18 protein-coding genes, 2 tRNA genes and 1 pseudogene are annotated in these 22,415 nt (G+C 71.1%); 9 read left to right on the top strand and 12 right to left on the bottom strand.

Annotated elements, in window-relative coordinates; translation table 11 throughout:
• Window positions 1–76: 76 nt before the first annotated feature.
• Window positions 77–1,195 carry a potassium channel family protein gene (locus tag B5557_RS22200; protein ID WP_079661117.1) on the bottom strand — a complete coding sequence of 373 codons (1,119 nt, stop codon included), beginning with the start codon at window positions 1,193–1,195 and terminating at the stop codon, window positions 77–79.
• Window positions 1,196–1,315: 120 nt separating this feature from the next.
• On the opposite strand from B5557_RS22200, the pseudogene B5557_RS22195 reads away from it, so the two are divergent.
• Both B5557_RS22195 and B5557_RS22190 read left to right on the top strand, forming a co-directional pair.
• Window positions 1,316–2,014: pseudogene (locus B5557_RS22195) on the top strand (potassium channel family protein); the annotation flags it as partial.
• A gap of 88 nt (window positions 2,015–2,102) precedes the next feature.
• Complete coding sequence (locus B5557_RS22190; protein ID WP_079661116.1) at window positions 2,103–3,083, top strand: NAD(P)H-quinone oxidoreductase; 981 nt, start codon at window positions 2,103–2,105, stop codon at window positions 3,081–3,083.
• Window positions 3,084–3,176: 93 nt separating this feature from the next.
• On the opposite strand, the gene B5557_RS22185 is transcribed toward B5557_RS22190, so the two are convergent.
• Window positions 3,177–3,728 (bottom strand): hypothetical protein, encoded by a 552-nt coding sequence (locus B5557_RS22185; RefSeq protein WP_079661115.1) that lies wholly within the window; start codon window positions 3,726–3,728, stop codon window positions 3,177–3,179.
• Window positions 3,729–3,891: 163 nt separating this feature from the next.
• Here B5557_RS22185 and B5557_RS22180 point away from each other — a divergent pair, with 163 nt between their 5' ends.
• Window positions 3,892–4,437: a bacterial proteasome activator family protein gene (locus tag B5557_RS22180; RefSeq protein ID WP_079661114.1), complete on the top strand. Its 546-nt coding sequence runs from the start codon at window positions 3,892–3,894 to the stop codon at window positions 4,435–4,437.
• Window positions 4,438–4,517: 80 nt separating this feature from the next.
• Here B5557_RS22180 and B5557_RS22175 read toward each other — a convergent pair whose 3' ends face one another.
• Window positions 4,518–6,155 (bottom strand): protein kinase domain-containing protein, encoded by a 1,638-nt coding sequence (locus B5557_RS22175; RefSeq protein WP_079661113.1) that lies wholly within the window; start codon window positions 6,153–6,155, stop codon window positions 4,518–4,520.
• Between the two features lie 358 nt (window positions 6,156–6,513).
• Here B5557_RS22175 and B5557_RS22170 point away from each other — a divergent pair, with 358 nt between their 5' ends.
• The 4 genes from B5557_RS22170 (at window position 6,514) to B5557_RS22155 (ending at window position 12,297) form a co-directional block, all read left to right on the top strand.
• Window positions 6,514–8,124 carry a protein kinase domain-containing protein gene (locus tag B5557_RS22170; RefSeq protein WP_107472622.1) on the top strand — a complete coding sequence of 537 codons (1,611 nt, stop codon included), beginning with the start codon at window positions 6,514–6,516 and terminating at the stop codon, window positions 8,122–8,124.
• Window positions 8,125–8,551: 427 nt separating this feature from the next.
• A complete protein-coding gene (pdhA, locus tag B5557_RS22165) occupies window positions 8,552–9,769 on the top strand; it encodes a pyruvate dehydrogenase (acetyl-transferring) E1 component subunit alpha (protein WP_079661111.1) in 1,218 nt (405 codons plus the stop codon).
• 1 nt (window position 9,770) lies between these two features.
• Entirely contained in the window at window positions 9,771–10,778 is a 1,008-nt protein-coding gene (locus B5557_RS22160; protein ID WP_079661110.1) for an alpha-ketoacid dehydrogenase subunit beta, read from the top strand.
• 10 nt (window positions 10,779–10,788) lie between these two features.
• The gene (locus tag B5557_RS22155; RefSeq protein WP_079661109.1) at window positions 10,789–12,297 is read left to right on the top strand and encodes a dihydrolipoamide acetyltransferase family protein; all 1,509 of its coding nucleotides are present in this window, start codon (window positions 10,789–10,791) and stop codon (window positions 12,295–12,297) included.
• Between the two features lie 63 nt (window positions 12,298–12,360).
• Here the strand turns inward: B5557_RS22155 and B5557_RS22150 are convergent, their stop codons facing one another.
• From B5557_RS22150 to B5557_RS22130, 5 genes are all read right to left on the bottom strand, one after another.
• Window positions 12,361–14,715 (bottom strand): hypothetical protein, encoded by a 2,355-nt coding sequence (locus B5557_RS22150; RefSeq protein ID WP_079661108.1) that lies wholly within the window; start codon window positions 14,713–14,715, stop codon window positions 12,361–12,363.
• Between the two features lie 2 nt (window positions 14,716–14,717).
• Window positions 14,718–14,789 (bottom strand) — tRNA-Pro (locus tag B5557_RS22145).
• Window positions 14,790–14,794: 5 nt separating this feature from the next.
• Window positions 14,795–14,867 (bottom strand) — tRNA-Trp (locus B5557_RS22140).
• A 175-nt stretch (window positions 14,868–15,042) separates the two neighbouring features.
• On the bottom strand, window positions 15,043–16,290 hold the full coding sequence (locus B5557_RS22135) for an MFS transporter (protein ID WP_079664930.1): 1,248 nt from the start codon (window positions 16,288–16,290) through the stop codon (window positions 15,043–15,045).
• 62 nt (window positions 16,291–16,352) lie between these two features.
• Window positions 16,353–17,072 carry a GntR family transcriptional regulator gene (locus tag B5557_RS22130; protein ID WP_231975998.1) on the bottom strand — a complete coding sequence of 240 codons (720 nt, stop codon included), beginning with the start codon at window positions 17,070–17,072 and terminating at the stop codon, window positions 16,353–16,355.
• 255 nt (window positions 17,073–17,327) lie between these two features.
• On the opposite strand from B5557_RS22130, the gene B5557_RS22125 reads away from it, so the two are divergent.
• The gene (locus B5557_RS22125) at window positions 17,328–18,230 is read left to right on the top strand and encodes a D-alanyl-D-alanine carboxypeptidase family protein (protein ID WP_079661106.1); all 903 of its coding nucleotides are present in this window, start codon (window positions 17,328–17,330) and stop codon (window positions 18,228–18,230) included.
• Between the two features lie 124 nt (window positions 18,231–18,354).
• Here B5557_RS22125 and B5557_RS22120 read toward each other — a convergent pair whose 3' ends face one another.
• Window positions 18,355–19,179, bottom strand: coding sequence for a maleylpyruvate isomerase family mycothiol-dependent enzyme (locus tag B5557_RS22120; protein ID WP_079661105.1), 825 nt, complete (start codon window positions 19,177–19,179; stop codon window positions 18,355–18,357).
• 181 nt (window positions 19,180–19,360) lie between these two features.
• On the opposite strand from B5557_RS22120, the gene B5557_RS22115 reads away from it, so the two are divergent.
• Complete coding sequence (locus tag B5557_RS22115) at window positions 19,361–20,173, top strand: carbon-nitrogen family hydrolase (RefSeq protein WP_079661104.1); 813 nt, start codon at window positions 19,361–19,363, stop codon at window positions 20,171–20,173.
• On the opposite strand, the gene B5557_RS22110 is transcribed toward B5557_RS22115, so the two are convergent.
• The 3 genes from B5557_RS22110 to B5557_RS22100 form a co-directional block, all read right to left on the bottom strand.
• Window positions 20,170–20,667: an LURP-one-related/scramblase family protein gene (locus B5557_RS22110; protein ID WP_079661103.1), complete on the bottom strand. Its 498-nt coding sequence runs from the start codon at window positions 20,665–20,667 to the stop codon at window positions 20,170–20,172. The genes B5557_RS22115 and B5557_RS22110 overlap by 4 nt on opposite strands.
• A gap of 98 nt (window positions 20,668–20,765) precedes the next feature.
• Complete coding sequence (locus B5557_RS22105) at window positions 20,766–21,020, bottom strand: DUF6458 family protein (protein WP_079661102.1); 255 nt, start codon at window positions 21,018–21,020, stop codon at window positions 20,766–20,768.
• 90 nt (window positions 21,021–21,110) lie between these two features.
• Window positions 21,111–22,409: a M18 family aminopeptidase gene (locus B5557_RS22100; RefSeq protein WP_079661101.1), complete on the bottom strand. Its 1,299-nt coding sequence runs from the start codon at window positions 22,407–22,409 to the stop codon at window positions 21,111–21,113.
• Window positions 22,410–22,415: the final 6 nt, after the last annotated feature.

Raw genomic sequence — 22,415 nt, 5'->3', positions numbered from 1 at the left:
AGCCACGGCGCCTGTTTCACGTGAAGCCACGGCGCCTGTTTCACGTGAAACCGTGGGTGTTTCACGTGAAACGTCGTCACGCCTGTTCGGTGGCCGGGACTGCCCGGCTGACCGTGATCACGCGGTCCCCCGGCTGCAGGCGGGTGAGCCGGGGGTCGGCGTAGTCCAGCAGCTCCTTGCGGCGGATGACGGCCACCACGAGGTCCGCGCAGGTGCGGGGCGCCTGTCCCGTCTCCGCCTCGGTGATCGGGCGCTCGATGAGGTCCAGGCCGCTGCCGAGAGTCATCAGATCCTCCAGGGTCCTGGCCACGGTCGGGCTGACCATCGAGACACCGAGCAGTCGGCCGGCGGAGCTGGAGCTGGTGATCACGGTGTCCGCGCCGCTCTGCTTGAGCAGTGGCACGTTCTCGTCCTCCCGGGCGGCGACGACGATCGTCGCGCGTCGGTTCAGCTGGCGGGCGGTGAGGGTGACCAGGGCGGTGGTGTCGTCGCGCTGCGGGGCGACGATCACTCGGGAGGCGCGCTGGACCTCGGCCTTGAGGAGTGTCTCCGAGCGGGTGGCGTCACCGGTCACCGCCACCAGGCCGTCGTCGCCGGCCAGGTTGGCGGCCTTGCGCTGCGCGTCCACGACCACGATCCGGTCCTTGGCGATGCCCTGCCCGACGAGGGTCTCCACTGCATGGCGGCCCTTGGTGCCGTATCCGACGACCACGATGTGATCGCTGGTGCGGGCGCGCCAGCGGTGGATGCGGACCTGCTGCCGGGTCCGCTCGGTGAGCACCTCCAGGGTGGTGCCGACCAGGATGATCAGGAACAGCACACGCAGCGGTGTGATGACGAGAATGTTGACGAGCCGGGCCATGTCGCTGACCGGGGTGATGTCGCCGTAGCCGGTGGTGGAGAGGGTGACGGTGGCGTAGTAGGCGGAGTCGAGGAGACCGACGGAGCCGTCCGCGTTGTCGTTGTAGCCATCGTGGTCGGCGTAGACGATCAGCGTGGTGACGGCCAGTACCAGCAGGCCCATGGCGAGACGCCGCAGCACCTGCTGGAGCGGGGGGACGCCGGTGCGCACGGGCATCGTGATGGAGCGGCCCGCCTCGGCGTCGTCCCGGGCCTCGGTGCGCGAGCGGTACCAGAGGGACCTGAAGAGGGAGAACCTGACCGGCCCGGCAGGCTGTCGTGGGTGGTCCTTCATCGCGTGCCCCCTGTGGTGGTCGTCCGTTCGGTGGGCACCATGGTTCCCGGCGGGCTCGTGCCCGTCATGAAGCAACACATGTCCATGAGTCCGCGTCTGTCCATGATCCCGGAGGTCCCCTTGCGCGACCACACTGTCGTCGTCGGCTTCGGTACGAAGGGGCGGTCCGCGATCCGGACGGCCTGCGCGGCGGGCCTGCGCAAGGAACAGGTCATGGTGATCGACCCGAGCGCGAAGGTGATCGAGGCGGCGACGGCCGAGGGCTATGAGGGCATCGTCGGAGACGCGACGCGCAGTGACGTGCTGCGGCGGGCCGAGGTGCAGCGGGCGGGGCGGATCGTCATCGCGACGCAGCGCGACGACACGGCCGTCCTGGTGGCGCTGACGGCGCGCCAGCTCAACCCCGGGGCGAAGATCGTGGCGGCGGTCCGCGAGGAGGAGAACGCGCCGCTGCTCAAGCAGTCCGGCGCGGACGAGGTCATCACCAGCGCGGGTGCGGCCGGCCGGCTGCTCGGCCTGTCCGTGCTCAGTCCGGCGGCGGGCCGGGTGATGGAGGACCTCATCCAGCAGGGCGACGGGCTCGACCTGGTGGAACGGCCCGTCACCAAGGCGGAGGCGGGCCGCGGCCCGCGTGAGACGGACGACCTGGTGGTGAGCGTCGTCCGCGGGCACCGAGTCCTCGCCTACGACGACCCGGCGATCGGCCTGCTGGAACCGACGGACCGACTGGTCACGATCATGCGGGTGGGTCCGGACAGCGCACGGGCCACCCTCGGGACACCCGACATGCCCGGCGTCCCGCCCCTCCCGCCAGCCTGAGAAGCCTCCCGAAGAGCAGCACGAACAGCGCTGCCCACCCCAGCGACCAGGCGACCTGCGGCCGGGGGCGAGGAGTAGCGTCCTTCTCATGCATGCGATCACGATTCCCGAACCCGGTGGTCCCGAGGCGCTCGTGTGGGACGAGGTCCCCGATCCCGTACCCGGCGAGGGCGAGGTCCTGGTCGAGGTGGTGGCCAGCGCCGTCAACCGCGCCGACATCCTGCAGCGCCAGGGCTTCTACGATCCGCCGCCCGGCGCCTCCCCCTACCCGGGCCTGGAGTGCTCCGGCCGGATCGCCGCGATCGGCCCCGGCGTCTCCGGCTGGGTCGTCGGCGACGAGGTGTGCGCGCTGCTCGCGGGTGGCGGCTACGCCGAGAAGGTCGTGGTGCCGGCCGGCCAGCTGCTGCCCGTGCCGACGGGCGTCGGCCTCGTTCAGGCCGCCGCGCTCCCGGAGGTGACCAGCACCGTCTGGTCGAACGTTTTCATGATCGCCCACCTCCGCCCCGGCGAGACGCTGCTCGTGCACGGAGGCTCCAGCGGCATCGGCACCATGGCGATCCAGCTGGCCAAGGCCGTCGGCGCGAAGGTCGCCGTCACCGCGGGCACCAAGGAGAAGCTGGCGCAGTGCGCCGAGCTGGGCGCCGACATCCTGATCAACTACCGCGAGCAGGACTTCGTCGCCGAGGTGAAGCAGGCCACGGGCGACGCCGGCGCCGACGTCATCCTCGACAACATGGGAGCGAAGTACCTGGACCGCAATGTCCAGGCGCTCGCCGTGAACGGCCGGCTCGCGATCATCGGCATGCAGGGCGGCGTCAAGGCCGAGCTGAACATCGGCGCGCTCCTCGGCAAGCGCGCCGCCATCAGCGCGACCTCGTTGCGGGCCCGTCCCCTGGAGGAGAAGGCGGCCATCGTCGCGGCCGTCCGCGAGCACGTCTGGCCGCTGCTCGCCGCAGGCCATGTACGCCCCGTGGTCGACCGCGAATTTCCGATGAGCGACGCCCCCGCCGCTCACCGGGTCGTGGAGGACAGCGGCCACGTCGGCAAGGTGCTCCTGGTCGCGTCGTAGCCACCGTCGTAGCCGCCGGCGCCAGGGCCTGTCCCGGCGGACGCACCACACCGGCGGACGCACCGCACCCCGCCCGCCTGTGCTGATCGGTGCCTAGCCGCGGCGCAGGCGTAGGGCGGCGAGGGCGAGGGCGATGCCCAGGCCGATGAGGACGAGGCCGGTGCCGAGCGGCAGGATCTGCAGCACGGGGCCGTCGGCCCGCTCCGCCTGCCCGTCCGGCTGCCGCACGGCGTCCTGAGGGGTCGCGGAGGTCGCGGGAGCGACGACGGCCTGCGGGGACTCGGATCCGGTGGGGTCGCCGTCACCGGCCTCCGCGTCGCCGCTCTCCTCGTCCGAGTCCTCTTCGCCGGTGTCCTCCCCCGCCGTATTCGGCGCCTCTTCGTCCTCGTCCTCCCCCTGGTCGACCTTGCGCCCGGGCCGCTCGCGGCCCTCGCCCGCGCGGCTGCCGGCCCGGTCCGCTTCGGGGGAGGAGGGGGTGGGGGTGGCGGACGCCGAGACGGTGACGTGCGGCGGGACGTGCCCGTACGCCGACACCGCCGCGTACGCCGGGGCGGCCCCGCAGGGCAGTACGACCACTCCCAGTGCGCCCACGGCGCCCACCGCGCCGACGCGCATCCCGCACAATGCCCGCTGCCATGGAGTCACGTCCGTGACCCCCTCCCGGTACCCGGTTGCCAAGAAAAGTCGCAACAAGCCTCACATCACGGAATTATCAGCGCATTACGGACTACGCCGAACGGAAACGGTGGATCACCTTTCATGGGGGGCACCACGGTGATGAGGTGGGGACGTGCGAGAGAATGGCGGCATGGAGATGCCGAGGAACGAAAGGTCGCCGGAGAACGCCCAGAAGATCCTGGTCGTAGGTCAGGACGGCATGGCGCTCGGCGGCATCGACGCTGACGAGGATTCCCGCGAGATCCCGGTGACGGAGATGGTCGAGCAGCCCGCGAAGGTCATGCGCATCGGCAGCATGATCAAGCAGCTCCTCGAGGAGGTGCGCGCGGCTCCTCTGGACGAGGCGAGCCGGGCCCGGCTGAAGGAGATCCACGCGAGCTCGGTGAAGGAACTGGAGGACGGCCTGGCGCCGGAGCTGGTCGAGGAGCTGGAGCGGCTGTCGCTGCCGTTCAACGAGGACTCGACCCCGAGCGACGCGGAACTGCGCATCGCGCAGGCTCAGTTGGTCGGCTGGCTGGAGGGCCTGTTCCACGGCATCCAGACGACCCTCTTCGCCCAGCAGATGGCCGCGCGCGCCCAGTTGGAGCAGATGCGCCGCGCGCTGCCGCCAGGTGTGAGCCACGAGGGCGCCGACGACCCACGCGCGGGCGGCCGCACGGGCGGACCGTACCTGTAGGCCGCAGCCCCGTACCCGTAGACGTACACAAAGGAAGGGCCCGGCGTGAACGCCGGGCCCTTCTCGACGGGGTCATGGCGTCACGACGCCGGGTTGCCCGAGGAGACCTTGAGTTCGATCTCGGGCATGCTCTTCGGGTCGACGTCCGTTCCGGCGGAGGGGAACTGGTCCATGACCGCCCCGTCGCCGTAGGTGTTCTCGTCCACCTTCGTGATTTTGTACGGCCAGCCGGCGGCCTGGAAACACGCCTTGACCGAGCCGATGTACTTGAACTTGAAGTTCGGCACCCGGATTTTGGCGGGGTCGTTGTACGACTCCTCCGGCTCGGAGCACGCGGTCGACTCGATCGTCTTGGAGGTGTCCGGCCCGCGGTAGTTGGCCGCCTTCGTCGCCGACGGCGAGGCGCTGGTCGTGCCGCCCTTGGAGTCGTCGGAACTGCCGCCGCTCAGCATGAGGCTGGTGATGAGACCGCCGACCGCCACCACGGCGACGACGGCCGAGCCGATGAGCACCGTCCTGTTGTTCTTGCGGCTGCCGCCGCCCGAGGACGCCGTGGTCGACGGCTGCGGGGCGAGGTTGTACGCGGGCGGGGTGTGCGGCGCCTGCTGGTGGCCGTACGCCGGAGCGGGCGTCTGGTAGCCGCCCTGCTGCGGGTAACCGTAGGACGGGGACGGCGTCGGGGCGCCGTACGGGTTCGGAGTCGGGGCCGGCTGGTAGGGCGTCTGGACGCCCGCCTGGGGCGCCGGGGTGCCCTGGCCGACCGGCGGGAACACCGCGGAGCCGACGCCCGCGCCGCTCGACGTCGGCGCGCCCGGGACGATGCTCGGCGGGGCCGGCTGGAAGGAGGCGGCGACGCGCAGGCACTCGTCGCGCATGGCGACGGCGGTCGGGAAGCGCTCGTTCGGGTTCTTCTTCAGCGCGCGGGTGATCAGCGCGTCCACGGCCGGGGGCAGCGCCCGGTTGATCGAGGAGGGTGCCACCGGCTCCTCCTGCACATGCGCGTACGCGATCGCAAGCGGTGAATCCGCCTCGAACGGCAGCCGCCCGGTGACGAGTTGGAACAGCATGATGCCGACCGAGTAGAGGTCGGACCGGGCGTCCACCCCACGCCCCAGGGCCTGTTCGGGCGAGAGGTACTGCGGGGTGCCGACGACCATGCCGGTCTGGGTCATCGAGGTGACGCCGGACTGCATGGCGCGCGCGATGCCGAAGTCCATCACCTTGACGACGCCGCGCTTGGTCATCATCACGTTGCCGGGCTTGATGTCGCGGTGGACGAGCCCCATCTCGTGGCTGATCTCCAGCGCCGCCAGCACGTCCGCGGTGATCTTCAGCGCCTTGTCGGCGGGCATCGCGCCCTGCTGCCGCACGTCCTCGTCGAGCACGGAGCCGAGCGGGCGGCCCTCGATGTACTCCATGACGATGTACGGCGTCGTCAGCCCCTCGACCTCGTCCTCGCCGGTGTCGAAGACGGAGACGATGTTGGTGTGCGTGAGTTTGGCCACGGCCTGGGCCTCGCGGCGGAAGCGCTCACGGAAGGCCTGCTCACGGCCCAGTTCGGTGTGCAGGGTCTTCACCGCGACCTGACGGTCGAGCACGGCGTCGTAGGCGAGGTGCACCGAGGCCATGCCGCCCTCGCCGAGCAAGTCGCGCAGCTGATAGCGGCCCGCGGCGAGCGCCCGTCCCGCGTACCGGCCCTGCGCGCCGTCCTGGCTCATGTTCTGCGTCCCCCGTAGGCCCTCAGGCGCCGTTGACTTATTCGTTGATCGAAAGAGCTATTCCCGGCCAAGTCTGCCGTAGGGCACTGACACGTCAAGCTCGGTGCCCGTTCCGTGACCCTACGAGAAAGAAGCGTCGCGGAAGAGTTACAGGTGCCGTACCGCCGGTACACAGAATTTGCACGTCGGTACGGCGTACGGGTTTCATGGCCGGTCCGACCCGGACCGGCGCCCGGGGACCGCCCGGGGCATCGTTGGGGGGATCGTCCCGGACCGGCGGCTTGCGCAGAGGCTGTAGCGTGGCCGACGGAGACCGTAACAACACCGCGCGCACCGCGGGCAGAAACGACGGCGAGGACTGATGGCACAGCAGCGCGCTCAGGGCCCGTCCGACCCCGAGGCGACTGGCGGCGGTATGTCAGATGCGCCGGAGAACTGGGGCAACGGCGGGCTGGTTGGGGACGGCCGATACCGGCTGACCCGCAGACTCGGCCGGGGCGGCATGGCCGAGGTGTTCGCGGCCGAGGACGTGCGCCTCGGACGGACCGTCGCGGTCAAGCTGCTGCGCGCCGACCTCGCCGAGGACCCCGTGTCCAAGGCCCGCTTCACGCGCGAGGCCCAGTCGGTGGCCGGCCTCAACCACCATGCGATCGTCGCCGTGTACGACTCCGGTGAGGACTTCGTGGGCGGCCAGAGCGTGCCGTACATCGTGATGGAGATCGTCGAGGGGCGCACGATCCGCGACCTTCTCCTCAACGCCGAGGCGCCCGGCCCCGAGCAGGCACTGATCATCGTCTCCGGGGTCCTGGAGGCGCTCGCCTACTCGCACCAGCACGGCATCGTGCACCGCGACATCAAGCCGGCGAACGTCATCATCACGCACAACGGCGCGGTCAAGGTGATGGACTTCGGCATCGCGCGCGCCCTGCACGGCGCGTCCACGACGATGACGCAGACCGGCATGGTCATGGGCACCCCGCAGTACCTCTCGCCGGAGCAGGCGCTCGGCAAGGCCGTCGACCACCGCTCCGACCTGTACGCCACGGGCTGCCTGCTGTACGAACTCCTCGCGCTGCGGCCCCCGTTCACGGGCGAGACACCGTTGTCGGTGGTCTACCAGCATGTGCAGGACATCCCGGTGCCGCCGTCGCAGACCTCGGACGGGGAGTGCCCGCCGGAGCTCGACGGTCTCGTCATGCGCTCCCTGGCCAAGGACCCGGACGACCGGTTCCAGACGGCGGAGGAGATGCGCGGCCTCGTCCAGTACGGGCTGCAGATGCTGTACGACCAGGGCGGTCACACCGGCACCTGGAACACCGGCCCGGTCGGCCCGGTCGGCGCGGTCGGCGCGCACGATGGCCGCGGCACGCCCTCCGGCGGCTTCGCGAGCACGACCGTGCTGCCGCACGGCGTCGACGGCTCCAGCACCTCGCAGATCCCGCAGCCGATCCTGCCCACGGGCTACGGCGGCGGTGACGACGGCGGTTTCGAGAACCATGGCAACAGGGGCAGCGGCCGCGGCAAGCTGTGGATCCTGGCCGTCCTCGCGGTGATCGCCATCGCCGCGGGCGTCGCACTCGCCCTGAACACCAAGGGGGACGGCAGCGGCGGCAGCGAGACGTCGAAGTCGCCGTCCAGTTCGCCGTCGGCCGCGACCTCGCCCAGCGCGACGCCGAGCGACGAGCCGTCCGAGACGGCCACCGACGACAGCACGGACGACAGCACCGGTTCGAACTCCGACTCGGACTACTCGCCGCCGTACACGCCGTCGGACAAGCCGACGTACAGCCAGTCGCAGTCGGCCTCCTCGGCGCCGTCCCCCGACCCGTCGGAGACCAAGCCGTCCGAGGAGCCGAGCACCCCGGTGTCGACGGCCCCGGGAGCGGACGGCGGGACCAGCGAGGGCACGACGCAGGGCACCACCAGCGGCACCGACCAGGGGACCACTCTCGGGAACCTCGGTAACTGAACCGGCATACGCCGTCTCGTCAGCCACGCGCGCGTGGGCCTAACAGGGCTCCACGCGCGCGTGCGCGTTTTCCCGCGGAGCCCAGGGCGTCGTCCGCCGCTCACCCGGTCGGTCTCGAAAACCGACTCTTCCCGTGGCCTGCCCGGCCGGGATAACGTGCCGTTGCTCCGGCCTCCTGCAAGGCTGTGACCAGGAATCTTCCCGACTTTGCCGATTTACTTGGAAATCCAAGCAAAAACGCAGGTCAGGAGGGGTTTCACAGATATGTGGAGCACTGGGTAACGTGTTGATTGCAGGGCGCTCGCCGGGGCACCTGTCACGCCTGTTCCGGCCGAGTGGCACCCACCCCGTGCAACGGGTGTCGGAAACAGGTGAGCCGCACTGGTGACCCGGCAACCCCGGGGGCCGGACCGACGGAGGAGCACACGTGACCGTGGAGAGCACTGCCGCGCGCAAGCCGCGACGCAGCGCCGGAGGCAAGGCCGGCGCCACCGGCACCGAGCGCACCACCCGCACCACACGCACCACAGGCACCACCGCGAGGAAGAGCGCCGAGCCCGAGCTCGTGCAGCTGCTGACGCCGGAGGGCAAGCGGGTCAAGAACAGCAGGAACGCGGAGTACGCCAAGTACGTCGCCGACATCACCCCCGAAGACCTTCGCGGCCTCTACCGCGACATGGTGCTCACCCGCCGCTTCGACGCCGAGGCCACCGCCCTGCAGCGCCAGGGCGAACTGGGCCTGTGGGCCTCACTGCTCGGCCAGGAGGCCGCCCAGATCGGCTCCGGCCGCGCCACCCGCGAGGACGACTACGTCTTCCCTACCTACCGTGAGCACGGCGTCGCCTGGTGTCGTGGGGTCGACCCGACCAACCTGCTCGGCATGTTCCGTGGCGTGAACAACGGCGGCTGGGACCCCAACAGCAACAACTTCCACCTCTACACGATCGTCATCGGCTCCCAGACGCTGCACGCGACCGGCTACGCGATGGGCATCGCCAAGGACGGCGCGGACAGCGCGGTCATCGCCTACTTCGGCGACGGCGCGAGCAGCCAGGGCGACGTGGCCGAATCGTTCACCTTCTCCGCGGTGTACAACGCGCCCGTCGTGTTCTTCTGCCAGAACAACCAGTGGGCGATCTCCGAGCCCACCGAGAAGCAGACCCGGGTGCCGCTCTACCAGCGCGCGCAGGGCTACGGCTTCCCGGGCGTCCGCGTCGACGGCAACGACGTCCTGGCCTGCCTCGCGGTCACCAAGTGGGCGCTGGAGCGGGCCCGCGACGGCGAGGGCCCCACCCTCGTCGAGGCGTACACGTACCGCATGGGCGCGCACACCACCTCCGACGATCCGACGAAGTACCGCGCCGACGAGGAGCGGGAGGCATGGGAGGCGAAGGACCCGATCCTGCGCCTTCGCCGCCACCTGGAGGCCTCAAACCACACGGACGAGGGATTCTTCGCGGAACTCGAAGCGGAGAGCGAGGCGTTGGGCAGGCGAGTGCGCGAAGCGGTCCGCGCCATGCCGGACCCGGACCACTTCGCCATCTTCGAGAACGTGTACGCCGACGGGCATGCGCTCGTCGACGAGGAGCGGGCCCAGTTCGCCGCCTACCAGGCGTCGTTCGCGGACGAAGACGGGGGTAAGTGAGATGACCGAGACCGCGACAGCCAAGGCTGCGGCTTCGAAGAACCTGGCCCTGGCCAAGGCGATCAACGAGTCGCTGCGGCACGCCCTGGAGGCCGACCCCAAGGTCCTGATCATGGGCGAGGACGTCGGCAAGCTCGGCGGCGTCTTCCGGGTGACGGACGGGCTGCAGAAGGACTTCGGCGAGAGCCGCGTCATCGACACCCCGCTCGCCGAGTCCGGCATCGTCGGCACCGCGATCGGCCTGGCCCTGCGCGGCTACCGGCCGGTCGTGGAGATCCAGTTCGACGGCTTCGTCTTCCCGGCCTACGACCAGATCGTCACGCAGCTCGCGAAGATGCACGCGCGTTCGCTCGGCAAGGTCAAGCTCCCGGTCGTCGTCCGCATCCCCTACGGCGGCGGCATCGGCGCGGTCGAGCACCACTCGGAGTCGCCGGAAGCCCTCTTCGCGCATGTGTCGGGCCTGAAGATCGTCTCCCCGTCGAACGCGTCCGACGCGTACTGGATGATGCAGCAGGCCATCCAGAGCGACGACCCGGTGATCTTCTTCGAGCCCAAGCGGCGCTACTGGGACAAGGCCGAGGTCAACACCGAGGCGATCCCCGGCCCTCTGCACAAGGCCAGGGTCGTCCGTGAGGGCGCCGACCTCACCCTCGTCGCCTACGGCCCGATGGTGAAGCTCTGCCAGGAGGTCGCCGACGCGGCCGCCGAGGAGGGCAAGAACCTGGAGGTCCTGGACCTGCGCTCGGTGTCCCCGCTGGACTTCGACTCGATCCAGACGTCCGTGGAGAAGACACGCCGTCTGGTCGTCGTCCACGAGGCGCCGGTGTTCTTCGGCTCGGGCGCGGAGATCGCCGCCCGGATCACCGAGCGCTGCTTCTACCACCTGGAGGCACCGGTCCTCAGGGTCGGCGGCTATCACGCCCCGTACCCGCCGGCGCGCCTGGAGGAGGAGTACCTGCCTGGTCTGGACCGGGTGCTCGACGCCGTCGACCGTGCCCTGGCGTACTGAGGAGAGGGTCGTGACGACGATGACGGAAGCGTCCGTACGCGAGTTCAAGATGCCCGACGTGGGTGAGGGGCTCACCGAGGCCGAGATCCTCAAGTGGTACGTCCAGCCCGGCGACACGGTGACGGACGGCCAGGTGGTGTGCGAGGTCGAGACGGCCAAGGCCGCCGTCGAACTGCCCATCCCCTACGACGGGGTGGTCCGCGAACTGCACTTCCCCGAGGGCACCACGGTCGACGTGGGCACGTCGATCATCGCGGTGGACGTGGCCGGCGGGGCGGGCAGGGCGGGCGACGCCCCGGTCGCCCCGGTCGCCGAGGTGCCGGCGCAGGCTCCCGCGCAGGCGCCGGCCGCCCCGCAGAAGCAGCCCGGGACGGCGACGCCGGATGCGGGGAAGGCCCAGGCGGCGAAGCCGGCGGGTGCGGGCCGCCAGCCGGTTCTCGTCGGGTACGGCGTGGCCGCCTCCTCCACGAAGCGCCGGCCGCGCAAGGGCCCGGACATCGCGGTGCCGCAGGTCGCGGACCCGATCCAGACCGAGCTCAACGGCCACGGCAGCGGGCCGGCCCTGAAGGACCGCCCGCTGGCCAAGCCGCCGGTGCGCAAGCTGGCCAAGGACCTGGGCGTCGACCTCGCCACGGTGGTCCCGTCCGGCCCGGACGGCATCATCACCCGCGAGGACGTCCACGCGGCGGCGGCCCCGACAGCGGCTCCGACGGCGGCTCCGACGGCGGCTCCGGCAGCCGAGCCGCAGGCACCGGCGCCGCAGGCCCCGGTCACGGCCCCCGCGCCCACGGCAGTCCCCGTACCGTCGTACGACGCGGCCCGGGAGACGCGTATCGCGGTCAAGGGTGTCCGTAAGGCGACGGCGCTGGCGATGGTCGGCTCGGCGTTCACCGCGCCGCACGTCACGGAGTTCGTGACGATCGACGTGACGCGCACGCTGAAGCTCGTCGAGGAGCTCAAGCAGGACAAGGACCTGCAGGGACTCAGGGTGAACCCGCTGCTCCTCATCGCCAGGGCGCTGCTGGTCGCCATCAAGCGCAACCCGGAGATCAACGCGTCGTGGGACGAGGCGGCGCAGGAGATCGTCGTCAAGCACTACGTCAACCTGGGCATCGCGGCCGCGACCCCGAGGGGCCTGCTGGTCCCGAACATCAAGGACGCCCACGCCAAGACGCTGCCGCAGCTGGCGGAGTCCCTGGGCGAGCTGGTCTCGACGGCGAGGGAGGGCAAGACGTCCCCAGCCGCCATGCAAGGCGGCACGGTGACCATCACCAACGTCGGCGTCTTCGGCGTCGACACCGGCACCCCGATCCTGAACCCGGGCGAGTCCGCGATCCTCGCGGTCGGCGCGATCAGGCTCCAGCCGTGGGTCCACAAGGGCAAGGTGAAGCCCCGTCAGGTGACGACGCTGGCCCTGAGCTTCGACCACCGGCTGGTCGACGGGGAACTGGGCTCGAAGGTACTGGCGGACGTGGCGGCCATCCTGGAACAGCCCAAAAAGCTGATCACCTGGGGGTAGCGGCCAGGAGAACGGCCGCGCGCCCCGAGCGGGAGCGCGGCCCCTCCCGACAGTGGGGAGACCTCAGGCGGTCGAGGCCGGCTCCGCGCGGAGCCAGTGGTCGTCCGTCGTCCAGCCGAGGAGCAGGCGGCCCGTGCCCTCGTCCGGGCGGCCGCCCTCGGCGACCTGGTGCAGTCCGGTCAGGGCAGGAGCCAGCCGGGCCGTCACATGGGCGGGGTGGCGGGTGAGTTCCCCGGGCAGCCAGGCGAGGGTGCGGGTCCGCTCGTCGGGCGTGCACAGGGACAGGTGGAACAGCAGCTGCCGCCAGGCGTAGGCCACGTCCTTGATCGTGGGCAGCGGGCGCGGGTTGGCCTGCACACGGGTGGTCAGTCGGCACACGGTGACGAAGCAGCGCCGGGCCAGGTCCTCCCAGCCCACGGCCGGGGTGATGCCCACCCGGTGGACCAGCGTGGCCAGGTTGTGCGTGGTGAGGATCTGCGCCTGCTCGATCACCATGCCGTTGGCGGCCGGCGACCCGTGTCCGTGCCGCCGGTCGGACGAGGACGAGGCGTCTTGGGCCCGCTCGACGCACAGCTTCGCGAACCCGGGCGAGGTCCTCGCCCCGTACGACCGGGACAGCGCCTCTCCGGTCTCGACGATCGCCAGATTGCGGACGGCCCCGTAGTCGATGCCGTAGTAGCGCTCGTAGAGCGAGTCGCCGCCCAGCAGTTCCGCCGCGACCCGGGCCGCGGTGAGGAACTTCGGGGTGAACGTGCCCATGAAGATGTCGGCGGCCAGCTCCTCGACCAGAGGCGCGCCCAGCTCGGCCTGGCGGGCCAGGACGGACAGCTCGCGGATCAGGGGGTTGGGCAGGAGCGTGCCGGGAAAGGCCTGCACGGCCAGCTCGCCGAGCTGCCGCAGTGCGCGGACCGACACCTCGCCCGCCTCGGGGTCCGTGCGCTGCCCGGCCACCGCCCGCACCCACGGCAGTTCCTCCGCCCGTACCTGCCGCTGGAGGCTGAGCAGCAGCAGCGAACGGCGGCCCGCGAACGCCCGGTGGTGGGCCGCCGCCAGCGTCCGCAGGGCCGGGTCGGGATAGGCCTGCGCGGTGGTGACGCCGACGAGCTGCGGGACGAGCTCCGCCAGCACCTCCGCCGACGGTACGATCCCGCGTTCCACCAGCGTGCCGAGGGGCGCGCTCAGCGCGGCCTCGACGGGACGGCGGACACCGGCCGGGACGACGGCTCCCGCGGGCAGCCCGCTCTCCCGCGCCTCCTCGCCGCTCACCGGGGCGACCAGCGGCGCGACCTCGGCCACGCCCGCCTGCTGGTCCAGCCCGGACAGTCGGCGCAGCACCAGCTGGGCCAGCGCGTGGTGCGAGGGCAGCGCGGCCTGGGCGGCCTGTTCCCGGCGCAGTGACCGGAGCTCCGTCGAGCCGGGCAGCCCGCGCCGCCGCACCATGGAGGTGACGGCGTGCCGCAGCAGTCCGAGCCCGCGGCCGTCCAACTCCCGCCCGGCGACGGTCTCCTCCAGGGCCCCGCGCAGGATCGCCAGGTTCTCCTTCGGTTTCAGGTGCTTGGTGCAGAGGGTGTGGCGGCGGGCCAGGTCGCGGTAGCGGCGCAGCAGTTCGGCGCCGCGCTCGTGCCAGGCGTCGTCGGGGACGCGCGTCCCCACCCGGGTGGGCTGTCCGGCGTCGGGCTGCCCGGCGTCGGCGGTCTCCAGCCAGTGCGCGAGGAGTTCGTCGCCGAACGGCTGCCAGACCGCCAGGGCCTCCCGCTGGGTCTCCACCGCCGCGTTGGTCCTCCGTCGCGCCAGGGTCCGACCGGCCTCGGCGACGGTCCGGCGGTGGACCGTCGCCGTGTCGGGCGCCGGGCGGTCGGCCGGGCGTGGTGTGAACCGCAGTCGATCCGCGAACGGCGCGAGTTCCTCGACGAGCGTGAGCGCCGCGTCCGTCTCCCCGGCCCGGGCCAGCCAGGCCACGGTGAGCAGGGCGGCCTCCTCGGGGACGGTCACCTCGTACCGTCCGCTGTCGAGAAGTCCGCAGAGCTGCGCCAGCCCGTCCTCGGACAGCCAGTACGCGAACAGTGCCCGCCGGTGCTGCGGGACTCCGGCCCGGCGCGCGGCCTCGACCTCGTACTTCGTCAGGGGGCCGCCGGCGCTCGGCTCGGCGGTCGCGAAGCCGCCACGGAGCACCGCGGGGGTGACCCACGCGGGCAGTCCCTCGACGGGGGTGCGGGAGCCGATGCGGAGCAGCCCGTTCGCCATGCCGGCCAGCACGGACCGCCACGCTCGCTGCCGTTCCGCGGCCCGGTTGCGGGTGTCGGGGTCGTCGTGGGTGAGCGCGGTCGTGAGCGCCTTGGCGAGTTGGCCGGCGGCGTAGCCGGGGTTGGTCTGCGGGGTTGCCGGGGCCGGATGCTGCTGGTCAGCGTCGTCGTTCATAGCCGGCATGGCGGGTGCTGCCCCCGCGCCCTCCGGGTCCCGAGCCCGGTGCTCTGCTGCTGAGCTACACGCCGATGAGCCGACGTGGCGGGTTCCGCCCCCGCGCCCTCCGGGTCTGGAGCCCGGTGCTCTGGCTACTGAGCTACACGTCGATGAGACGTGACGGTAGAGGTCGAACGGGCGTCCGGACAACCGGATTTCGCGAGGCGCCGTGCCCGTACCCGTACCCGTACCCGTGCCCGTACCCGTGCCCGTGCCCGTGCCCGTGCCCGTCCCGTACCCATGCCCGTCCCCGTGCCGTGGCCATGGCGGCGGTCGCGCGCGCCCCTATACGGGCACGTGCACCGTCTCCACGCGGCTGGCCACCAGGCGTTCGCGTTCCCGGCGGGCCGCTCGCTTGCGCAGGCGCAGGATCTGGCTGATGCCGAGGGCCTGGAGGACGAAGACGCAGGAGAAGGCGATCGTGTAGTCGTCGCCGGTCGCGTCCAGGAGCACGCCGATCGTGAAGAGCGTCGTCATCGACGCCACGAAACCACCCATGTTCGTGATGCCGGAGGCCGTGCCCTGACGCTCGGGCGGGTTGGCCGGGCGGGCGAAGTCGAAGCCGAGCATGGAGGCGGGGCCGCATGCGCCGAGGACCGCGCAGAGCGTCACCAGGAGCCACGTCGGCGCCCGTTCGCCCGGGTAGGCCAGCGTCGTCGCCCACGTCAGGGCCGTCGCGCCCACCGTGCCCAGGGCCAGCGGCAGCCGCGCCTCGTGGTGGCGGGCGACGATCTGGCCGTAGACCAGGCCCACGAGCATGTTGGACAGCACCACCAGGGTGAGGAGTTCACCGGCCGTCGCCCGGGACAGGCCCTGTGCCTGCACCAGGAACGGCAGGCCCCACAGGAGCAGGAACACCATCGCCGGGAACTGGGTGGTGAAGTGCACCCACAGCCCCAGCCGGGTCCCCGGCTCACGCCAGGACTCGACGATCTGACGGCGGACGTACGCCGCGCCCCGGTGCGGGAACGGCTCGGGCTCGTGGCCCTCTGGGTGGTCCTTCAGGAAGAGCAGCAGGAGGACCAGGACGACGACTCCCGCCAGCGCGCTGCCCGCGAAGGCGGCCGTCCAGCCGATGCCGTGCAGGAGGCGGGCCAGGACGAGCGTGGAGACCAGGTTGCCCGCCATGCCCGCCAGACCGGCCAGCTGGGCGACCATCGGTCCGCGGCGCGCCGGGAACCACCTGCTGCCCAGCCGCAGCACGCTGATGAACGTCATCGCGTCGCCGCAGCCGAGCAGCGCGCGGGAGGCGAGGGCGGTGCCGTAGGACGGGGAGAAGGCGAAGCCGAGCTGGCCGGCGGTGAACAGCACGACGCCGATGGTCAGCACCTTCTTGGTACCGAGCCGGTCGACCAGCAGGCCCACGGGTATCTGCATGCCCGCGTAGACCAGGAGCTGGAGGATCGAGAACGTGGACAGCGCCGAGGCGTTCACGTGGAAGCGGTCGGCGGCATCGAGGCCGGCCACCCCCAGCGACGTACGGAAGATGACCGCGACGAAGTAGACGGAGACGCCGATCCCCCAGACGGCCATCGCACGCCGTCCGCCCGGCGGGTCACCCGGAAGGGTGGAGTTCAGGCGGCGGGCGCCGGCGCTCATCGGACCTCCCCGCGGGCCAGGTGGGAGAACCAGTCGACGTGCCGGTGCACGATCCTGACGGCGCCCTCCGCGTCGCCGGAGCGCAGCGCCTGGAGGATCTCCTCGTGCTCGGTGAGCGTCTTGGCGATCCGGTCGGGGTGCGAGTGCATGATGGCGACGCCCATCCGCAGCTGCCGGTCGCGGAGTTGGTCGTAGAGCCGGGACAGGATCTCGTTGCCGCCGTTGCGGACTATCTCCGCGTGGAAACAGCGGTCCGTCACCGCGGCCCCGGCCAGGTCGCCCGCCGCGGCCTGCTCCTTCTGCTTCGCCAGCAGCTCTTCCAGGCGTTCGATGAGAGCGGCCGGCGCGGGGACGGCCTTGCGCGCCGCGTGCTCCTCGACCAACAGGCGGGTCTCCACGACGTCCGCGATCTCCTGCGCGGAGACCGGCAGGACCAGGGCGCCCTTCTTCGGGTAGAGCTTGATCAGCCCCTCCACCTCCAGGCGCAGCAGCGCCTCCCGCACCGGTGTGCGCGAGACCCCCACGGCCTCGGCCAGCTCGCCCTCGGTGAGGAGGGTGCCGCCCTCGTAGCGGCGGTCCAGGACACCCTGCTTGACGTGGGCGTACACGCGGTCGGCGGCGGGCGGCTGCTTGACGGGAGCGGGCGTCGGAGCGGGCGTCGGAGCGGGCGTCGGAGTGGGGGTCGTAACGGGGGCGGGCGGGGCGGACGACGGCATGTCCACAGGATAGATACAACACGTACGCATCGGGGGACCGGTCCACATTGCGGGACCGGAAACGGGGCGGTGCCGGGACCGATCGTGCGATCCGCGTCAGGCGCAGGTAAGAGCCTCGCCAAGTAATCGGAAATTCGGTCCAGCAGCCGCACAACTTTCTGTGCTACTTACGTGTCACACACATGCGGCCCCTTCTGCTTTCCCCTTCAACTTGGCCGCATCGCAGGGGCATTCGACGTAATCGGGGTATTTCAGTTGATAACCGCTATCAAGGGCGTCCGAGTCCGCAGGGCCGCAGCCGTTGCTGTCACCGCCGCCGCAGTGCTCGCGACCGGAGCCCTCACCGCGGCACCTGCGCAAGCCGTCGCGACGCCCACGATCGCCGCCAAGACCGGCTTCGTGATGAACAACGCGAACGGCGCAGCGCTCTACAACAAGGGCATGGACACCAAGCTGTCCACCGGCTCCACGACGAAGATCATGACGGCGAACGTCGTGCTGTCGCAGACGAACCTCAACCTGAACGCCACCGTCGTCATCCAGAAGGCGTACAGCGACTACATCGTGGCGAACAGCGCGTCGTCCGCCCGGCTGATCGTCGGTGACAAGGTGACTGTCCGTCAGCTGCTCTACGGGCTGATGCTGCCGTCCGGCTGCGACGCCGCGTACGCGCTGGCCGACAAGTTCGGCACGGGCACGACGCGCGCCGCCCGCGTCAAGAACTTCATCGCCAAGATGAACAGCAAGGCGAAGACGCTCGGCATGACGAACACGCACTTCGACTCGTTCGACGGCATCGGCAACGGGTCGAACTACTCGACGGCCAAGGACCTGACGAAGCTCGCCAGCAACTCGCTGAAGAGCGCGAACTTCCGCGCGGTCGTCAAGACGAAGTCCTACACCGCCAAGACCATCACCAAGACCGGCTCCACCCGCACCATGGCGGCCTGGACCAACACCAACACGCTGCTGAGCAGCTACAGCGGCACCATCGGCGTGAAGACGGGCTCCGGCCCCGAGGCGAAGTACTGCCTCGTCTTCGCCGCCACCCGTAACGGCAAGACCGTCGTGGGCACGGTGCTGGCCTCCACCAACGCGACGGTGCGCGCCGCCGACGCGACGAAGCTGCTGAACTACGGCTTCGCCAGGCTCGGCTGAGGTCTGGGCCGACGCCCACTCCGCTCCGCTCCGTACGGGCCCGTCGTGATCCACACGGCGGGCCCGTCCCGTTGCCGGACCCGCCGGCCTCGACGGCCCGCCGACGCCGAACGTCGCCGCGGTGCTACCTGGTCACCGCGAAGTTCCGCAGGATCGCCGCCGTCAGCTCCGGCTCGCCCTCCGCCTTCACCCGGTCCGAGACCGCCTCCGGCGTCACCCGACCGCAGGCCAGCCGCACATACGTCTCCCAGTCGAGGGTGAAGGCGGCGGCCGGGCCGAGCGCGGGCGCCGTCTCCAGGGTGCCGCGGCCCTGGATGTCGACGCGGATCGTGCGCAGGAACTCGATCGGGCCGTGCACGTCGAAGACGACCGCCGAGCTGCGCGGTGCGTCGGCCTTCTCGGCGACGACCGCAGGGAGGGCGGCGAGCAGCTCGTCACGGGCGATGTGCGCGCCGGGGGAGTCGAGGTTGCCGGGGCGGCCGAGGGCGGCGCGCAGGTCCTGCTCGTGCACCCACACGTTGAACGCGTGGCCGCGCATCGACTCCTCCAGGGTGAGTTCGGTGCCGAGCGGGCCGCGCACCACCGTGTCGGGCTGCCGTGACTCGTTGCGCAGCTGCCGGTTGCGCCGGATCACCGTGTACTCCAGCTCGGACGTCATCTCCGGCGCCGTGTGGTGGCGGCGGACGTCGACCTGCATCTCCATGTAGCGCTGGAAGTCGTTGGTGACGTGGAACAGGTCGCGCGGGAGGGTGTGGATGGGGCGCGGGTCGCCGTACATCTCGCAGTCCAGGCCGATGACGTGCGAGACGATGTCGCGCACCGACCAGCCCGGGCAGGGCGTCCTGCGGTTCCAGTCCGCCTCCACCAGCGGCTGCACCAGCTCGGATATCGCTTCGATGGAGTGGGTCCAGGCGTCGGCGTAGGGCTGGAGGGTGGGATGCAGACTCACGGAACGGGACCCCTCGGCGGTCGGTACTCGGGTGGGCTGTGGCGGCGTTGCCAGCGGGAGGTGGCTGCTGTCGGCGGTGTTTCGGAACGCTAAGTTACGCTGCTGTGAGGCACCCCGGCAGTGCTTTCGTGTGACGATCGTAGGCCCGTGTGGACGACTCGAATGCCAGGACGGTGGTAGTGTGCGCGCCTCTCTGATCCAGATCGCCGTAGAACAGGGTGAATCGGTCGAATCGCGGCGGCTGCGGGTCGCCGCGCTGGTACGGGAACAGGCCGGTGCGGCCGACCTGGTGGTGCTGCCGGAACTGTGGACGACCGGGGCGTTCGCCTACGAGGACTTCGGCAGCGAGGCCGAGCCCCTGGAAGGGCCGACGTACGAGGCGATGGCCAAGGCCGCGAGCGACGCGGGCGTGTGGCTGCACGCGGGCTCGATTCCCGAGCGGGACCCTGAGGGGACCCTCTACAACACGTCTCTCGTCTTCTCCCCCTCCGGTGAGCTCGCCGCCGCCTACCGCAAGATCCACCGCTTCGGCTTCGACAAGGGCGAGGCCGTGCTGATGGGCGCGGGCGAGGATCTGGCGACGGTCCGCCTCCCCGAGACGACCGTCGGCATCGCCACCTGCTACGACCTCCGTTTCCCCGAACTGTTCCGCGCTCTCGTGGACGCCGGCGCCGAGACCTTCGTCGTCTGCGCGGGCTGGCCCGAGCGCCGCAGGGCGCACTGGACGCTGCTGGCTCAGGCGCGGGCGGTCGAGAACCAGGCGTTCGTGCTCGCCTGTGGAACGGCCGGGACGCACGCCGGAGTTCCCCAGGCAGGTCACTCGATCGTGGTCGATCCCTGGGGCGAGGTGCTGGCGGAGGCGGGCGCGGGCGAGGAGGTCCTCAGGGTCGAGTTCGACCCGGCGAAGGTCGCCACGACCCGGGAACAGTTCCCTGCCCTGAAAGACCGGGTCCTCGGACTGCCGCGGCCCCGAGTTCACCAGGACACCCCCTAGTCGTCCTCCCGCTCCTTGTCGGCGAGGTGGATCACGCACACCGCGACCGCGATCAGCAGCGCCGGGTCCGCGTCGTCCCGCACGACGTCGACGCCGTAGGTCTCCCGCACGTGCAGCCAGCGCCGGGAGACGACGGCCAGGAGTTCGCCGTCGTACTCGATCGCGAACTCCCGGTCGAGGATCTTGCCGCTGACGTCGAGTTCGGTGCGGCCGTCCGCCAGGCCCACCCGGTAGTGGTTGCGCAGCAGGGACAGCCGTTTGCGCCGGACCGTCGCGAGCGGCTCACCGCCCCGCTCGATCACCATCGTGTCCCGCAGAGCGAACATCTTCTGGTGGATGTCGATCAGGACCTGCCCGCGGGTGTCCTTCAGTTCGAACGTGTCCCGCAGCCGCATCGCCTTGCCGTCGACGAGGTACACCTTGTTGCCCCGGTCGTCCTCGATCCAGTAGTCGTCACCGATGCCGAGGAGCCGGTCGCGCACGAGGAATCTCATACCGGTACCGCTTCCCCGGCGCCCGCCCCGCAACGCCGCCGCTAGGCCGACGGGCTGAGGGCGGGGCGGACGGGCGGGGCGGACGGGAGTGGGTCAGGTCAGACGCCGTAGCCGTCGCTGTACCCGTCTCGGTAGCCGTCGCGGTGTCGGTCGGTCTCGACCACCGTGGTCGAGGGAGGCACCATCACCCGGCGGCGCCGGGCGATGCTGCTGAAGGTCGTCACGCCGATCAGGCCCACGATCATCAGGATGACGCCGACCAGGTCGAGGTTGACTCCCTGCATGTCCCAGTCGGTCGCGAACGTGAGGATGGCTCCCACGGCGATGAGGATGATGCACCCGCCGAGGCCCATGATGTCGCCTCCCTGTCAGGAGTACCGGTCGGTCCGGCTCCGACGGGCGGGTACCCCCCTTCCCGCGAAGTACCCCCGACCGTCCCTCGACTAGCCTTCCAGGAACGCCACCAGTGCGTTGGCCAGCAGGTACGGGTCGGCGTCGCCGCACAGTTCCCGGGCGCTGTGCATCGACAGGATGGCCACGCCGATGTCGACCGTGCGGATGCCGTGCCGTGCCGCGGTGATCGGGCCGATGGTCGTGCCGCAGGGCATGGAGTTGTTGGACACGAACGACTGGAACGGCACGTCCGCCTTCTCGCAGGCGGCGGCGAAGATCGCCCGGCCCGTGCCGTCCGTGGCGTAGCGGTTGTTGACGTTGACCTTGAGGATCGGCCCGCCGTTGACCCGCGGGTGGTGCGTCGGGTCGTGCCGCTCCCCGTAGTTGGGGTGGACGGCATGGCCGGTGTCGGAGGACAGACAGACGGTGCCCGCGAAGGCTCTCGCCCGGTCCTCGTACGACCCTCCGCGCGCGAAGACCGAACGTTCCAGCACGCTGCCCAGCAGCGGTCCGTCCGCGCCGGTGTCGGACTGCGAGCCGTTCTCCTCGTGGTCGAAGGCGGCCAGGACCGGGATGTACGGCAGCTTCTCGCCGCCGGTCGCCACGGCCGCCAGCGCCGCCGTCCCGGCGTGCACGGACAGCAGGTTGTCCATGCGCGGTCCGGCCAGCAGCTCCTGGTCGCGGCCCAGGTAGGCGGGCGGCTCTACGGAGTGCGTCATCAGGTCCCAGCCGGTGACCTGGCCGGCGGCCAGCCCGGCCTCCTCCTCCAGGAAGGCGATGAGGTCGCCGTCGCGCATGTCGTTGCCCAGGCCCCAGACGGGCTGGAGATGGCGCTGCTTGTCGAGCTTGAGGCCGTCGGCGGTGACCGAACGGTCGAGGTGGATGGCGAGTTGGGGGACGCGCAGCAGCGGGCGGCCGACGTCGACCAGGCGCGTCGAACCGTCCCGCAGGGTCAGCCGGCCGGCCAGGCCCAGGTCGCGGTCGAGCCAGGAGTTGAGCAGCGGGCCGCCGTAGATCTCCACGGCCACCTGGCGCCAGCCGTGCGCGCCGGTGTCGGGCCGCGGTTTGACGCGCAGGTTCGGGGAGTCGGTGTGCGCGCCGATGATCCGGAACGGTGTGTGCGGCGCGGCGCCTTCGGGGACGTACCAGGCCACGATCGCGCCCCCGCGCAGCACGTACTTGCCGCCGCTGGTCCCTTCCCAGGCGTCCGTCTCCGAGACCTGCCGGAATCCGGCCTTCTCCAGCCGCTCCGCCGCGTTCGCCACGGCGTGGTACGGCGACGGGCTCGCCGTCAGGAACGTCATGAGGTCGTCGGTGTGGCCGCGGTCGAAGCGGGAGGGTTCGCTCATGGGGTT

This window comes from Streptomyces sp. 3214.6, assembly GCF_900129855.1.
In the GTDB taxonomy this organism is placed as follows: Bacteria; Actinomycetota; Actinomycetes; order Streptomycetales; family Streptomycetaceae; genus Streptomyces; species Streptomyces soliscabiei.
The sequence above is the reverse complement of the archived record's forward strand: the minus strand, read 5'-3'. Positions and strand labels throughout refer to the sequence as shown.

Excerpts from the sequence above, each read along its gene's own strand:
- B5557_RS22180 (WP_079661114.1), top strand. The coding sequence starts at position 3,892 with ATGGAGATGCCGAGGAACGAAAGGTCGCCGGAGAACGCCCAGAAGATC.
- B5557_RS22200 (WP_079661117.1), bottom strand. The coding sequence starts at position 1,195 with ATGAAGGACCACCCACGACAGCCTGCCGGGCCGGTCAGGTTCTCCCTC.
- B5557_RS22150 (WP_079661108.1), bottom strand. The coding sequence starts at position 14,715 with ATGAACGACGACGCTGACCAGCAGCATCCGGCCCCGGCAACCCCGCAG.
- B5557_RS22130 (WP_231975998.1), bottom strand. The coding sequence starts at position 17,072 with ATGCCGTCGTCCGCCCCGCCCGCCCCCGTTACGACCCCCACTCCGACG.
- B5557_RS22190 (WP_079661116.1), top strand. The coding sequence starts at position 2,103 with ATGCATGCGATCACGATTCCCGAACCCGGTGGTCCCGAGGCGCTCGTG.
- B5557_RS22110 (WP_079661103.1), bottom strand. The coding sequence starts at position 20,667 with ATGAGATTCCTCGTGCGCGACCGGCTCCTCGGCATCGGTGACGACTAC.
- B5557_RS22105 (WP_079661102.1), bottom strand. The coding sequence starts at position 21,020 with ATGGGCCTCGGCGGGTGCATCATCCTCATCGCCGTGGGAGCCATCCTC.
- B5557_RS22175 (WP_079661113.1), bottom strand. The coding sequence starts at position 6,155 with ATGAGCCAGGACGGCGCGCAGGGCCGGTACGCGGGACGGGCGCTCGCC.
- B5557_RS22135 (WP_079664930.1), bottom strand. The coding sequence starts at position 16,290 with ATGGCCGTCTGGGGGATCGGCGTCTCCGTCTACTTCGTCGCGGTCATC.
- B5557_RS22160 (WP_079661110.1), top strand. The coding sequence starts at position 9,771 with ATGACCGAGACCGCGACAGCCAAGGCTGCGGCTTCGAAGAACCTGGCC.
- B5557_RS22100 (WP_079661101.1), bottom strand. The coding sequence starts at position 22,409 with ATGAGCGAACCCTCCCGCTTCGACCGCGGCCACACCGACGACCTCATG.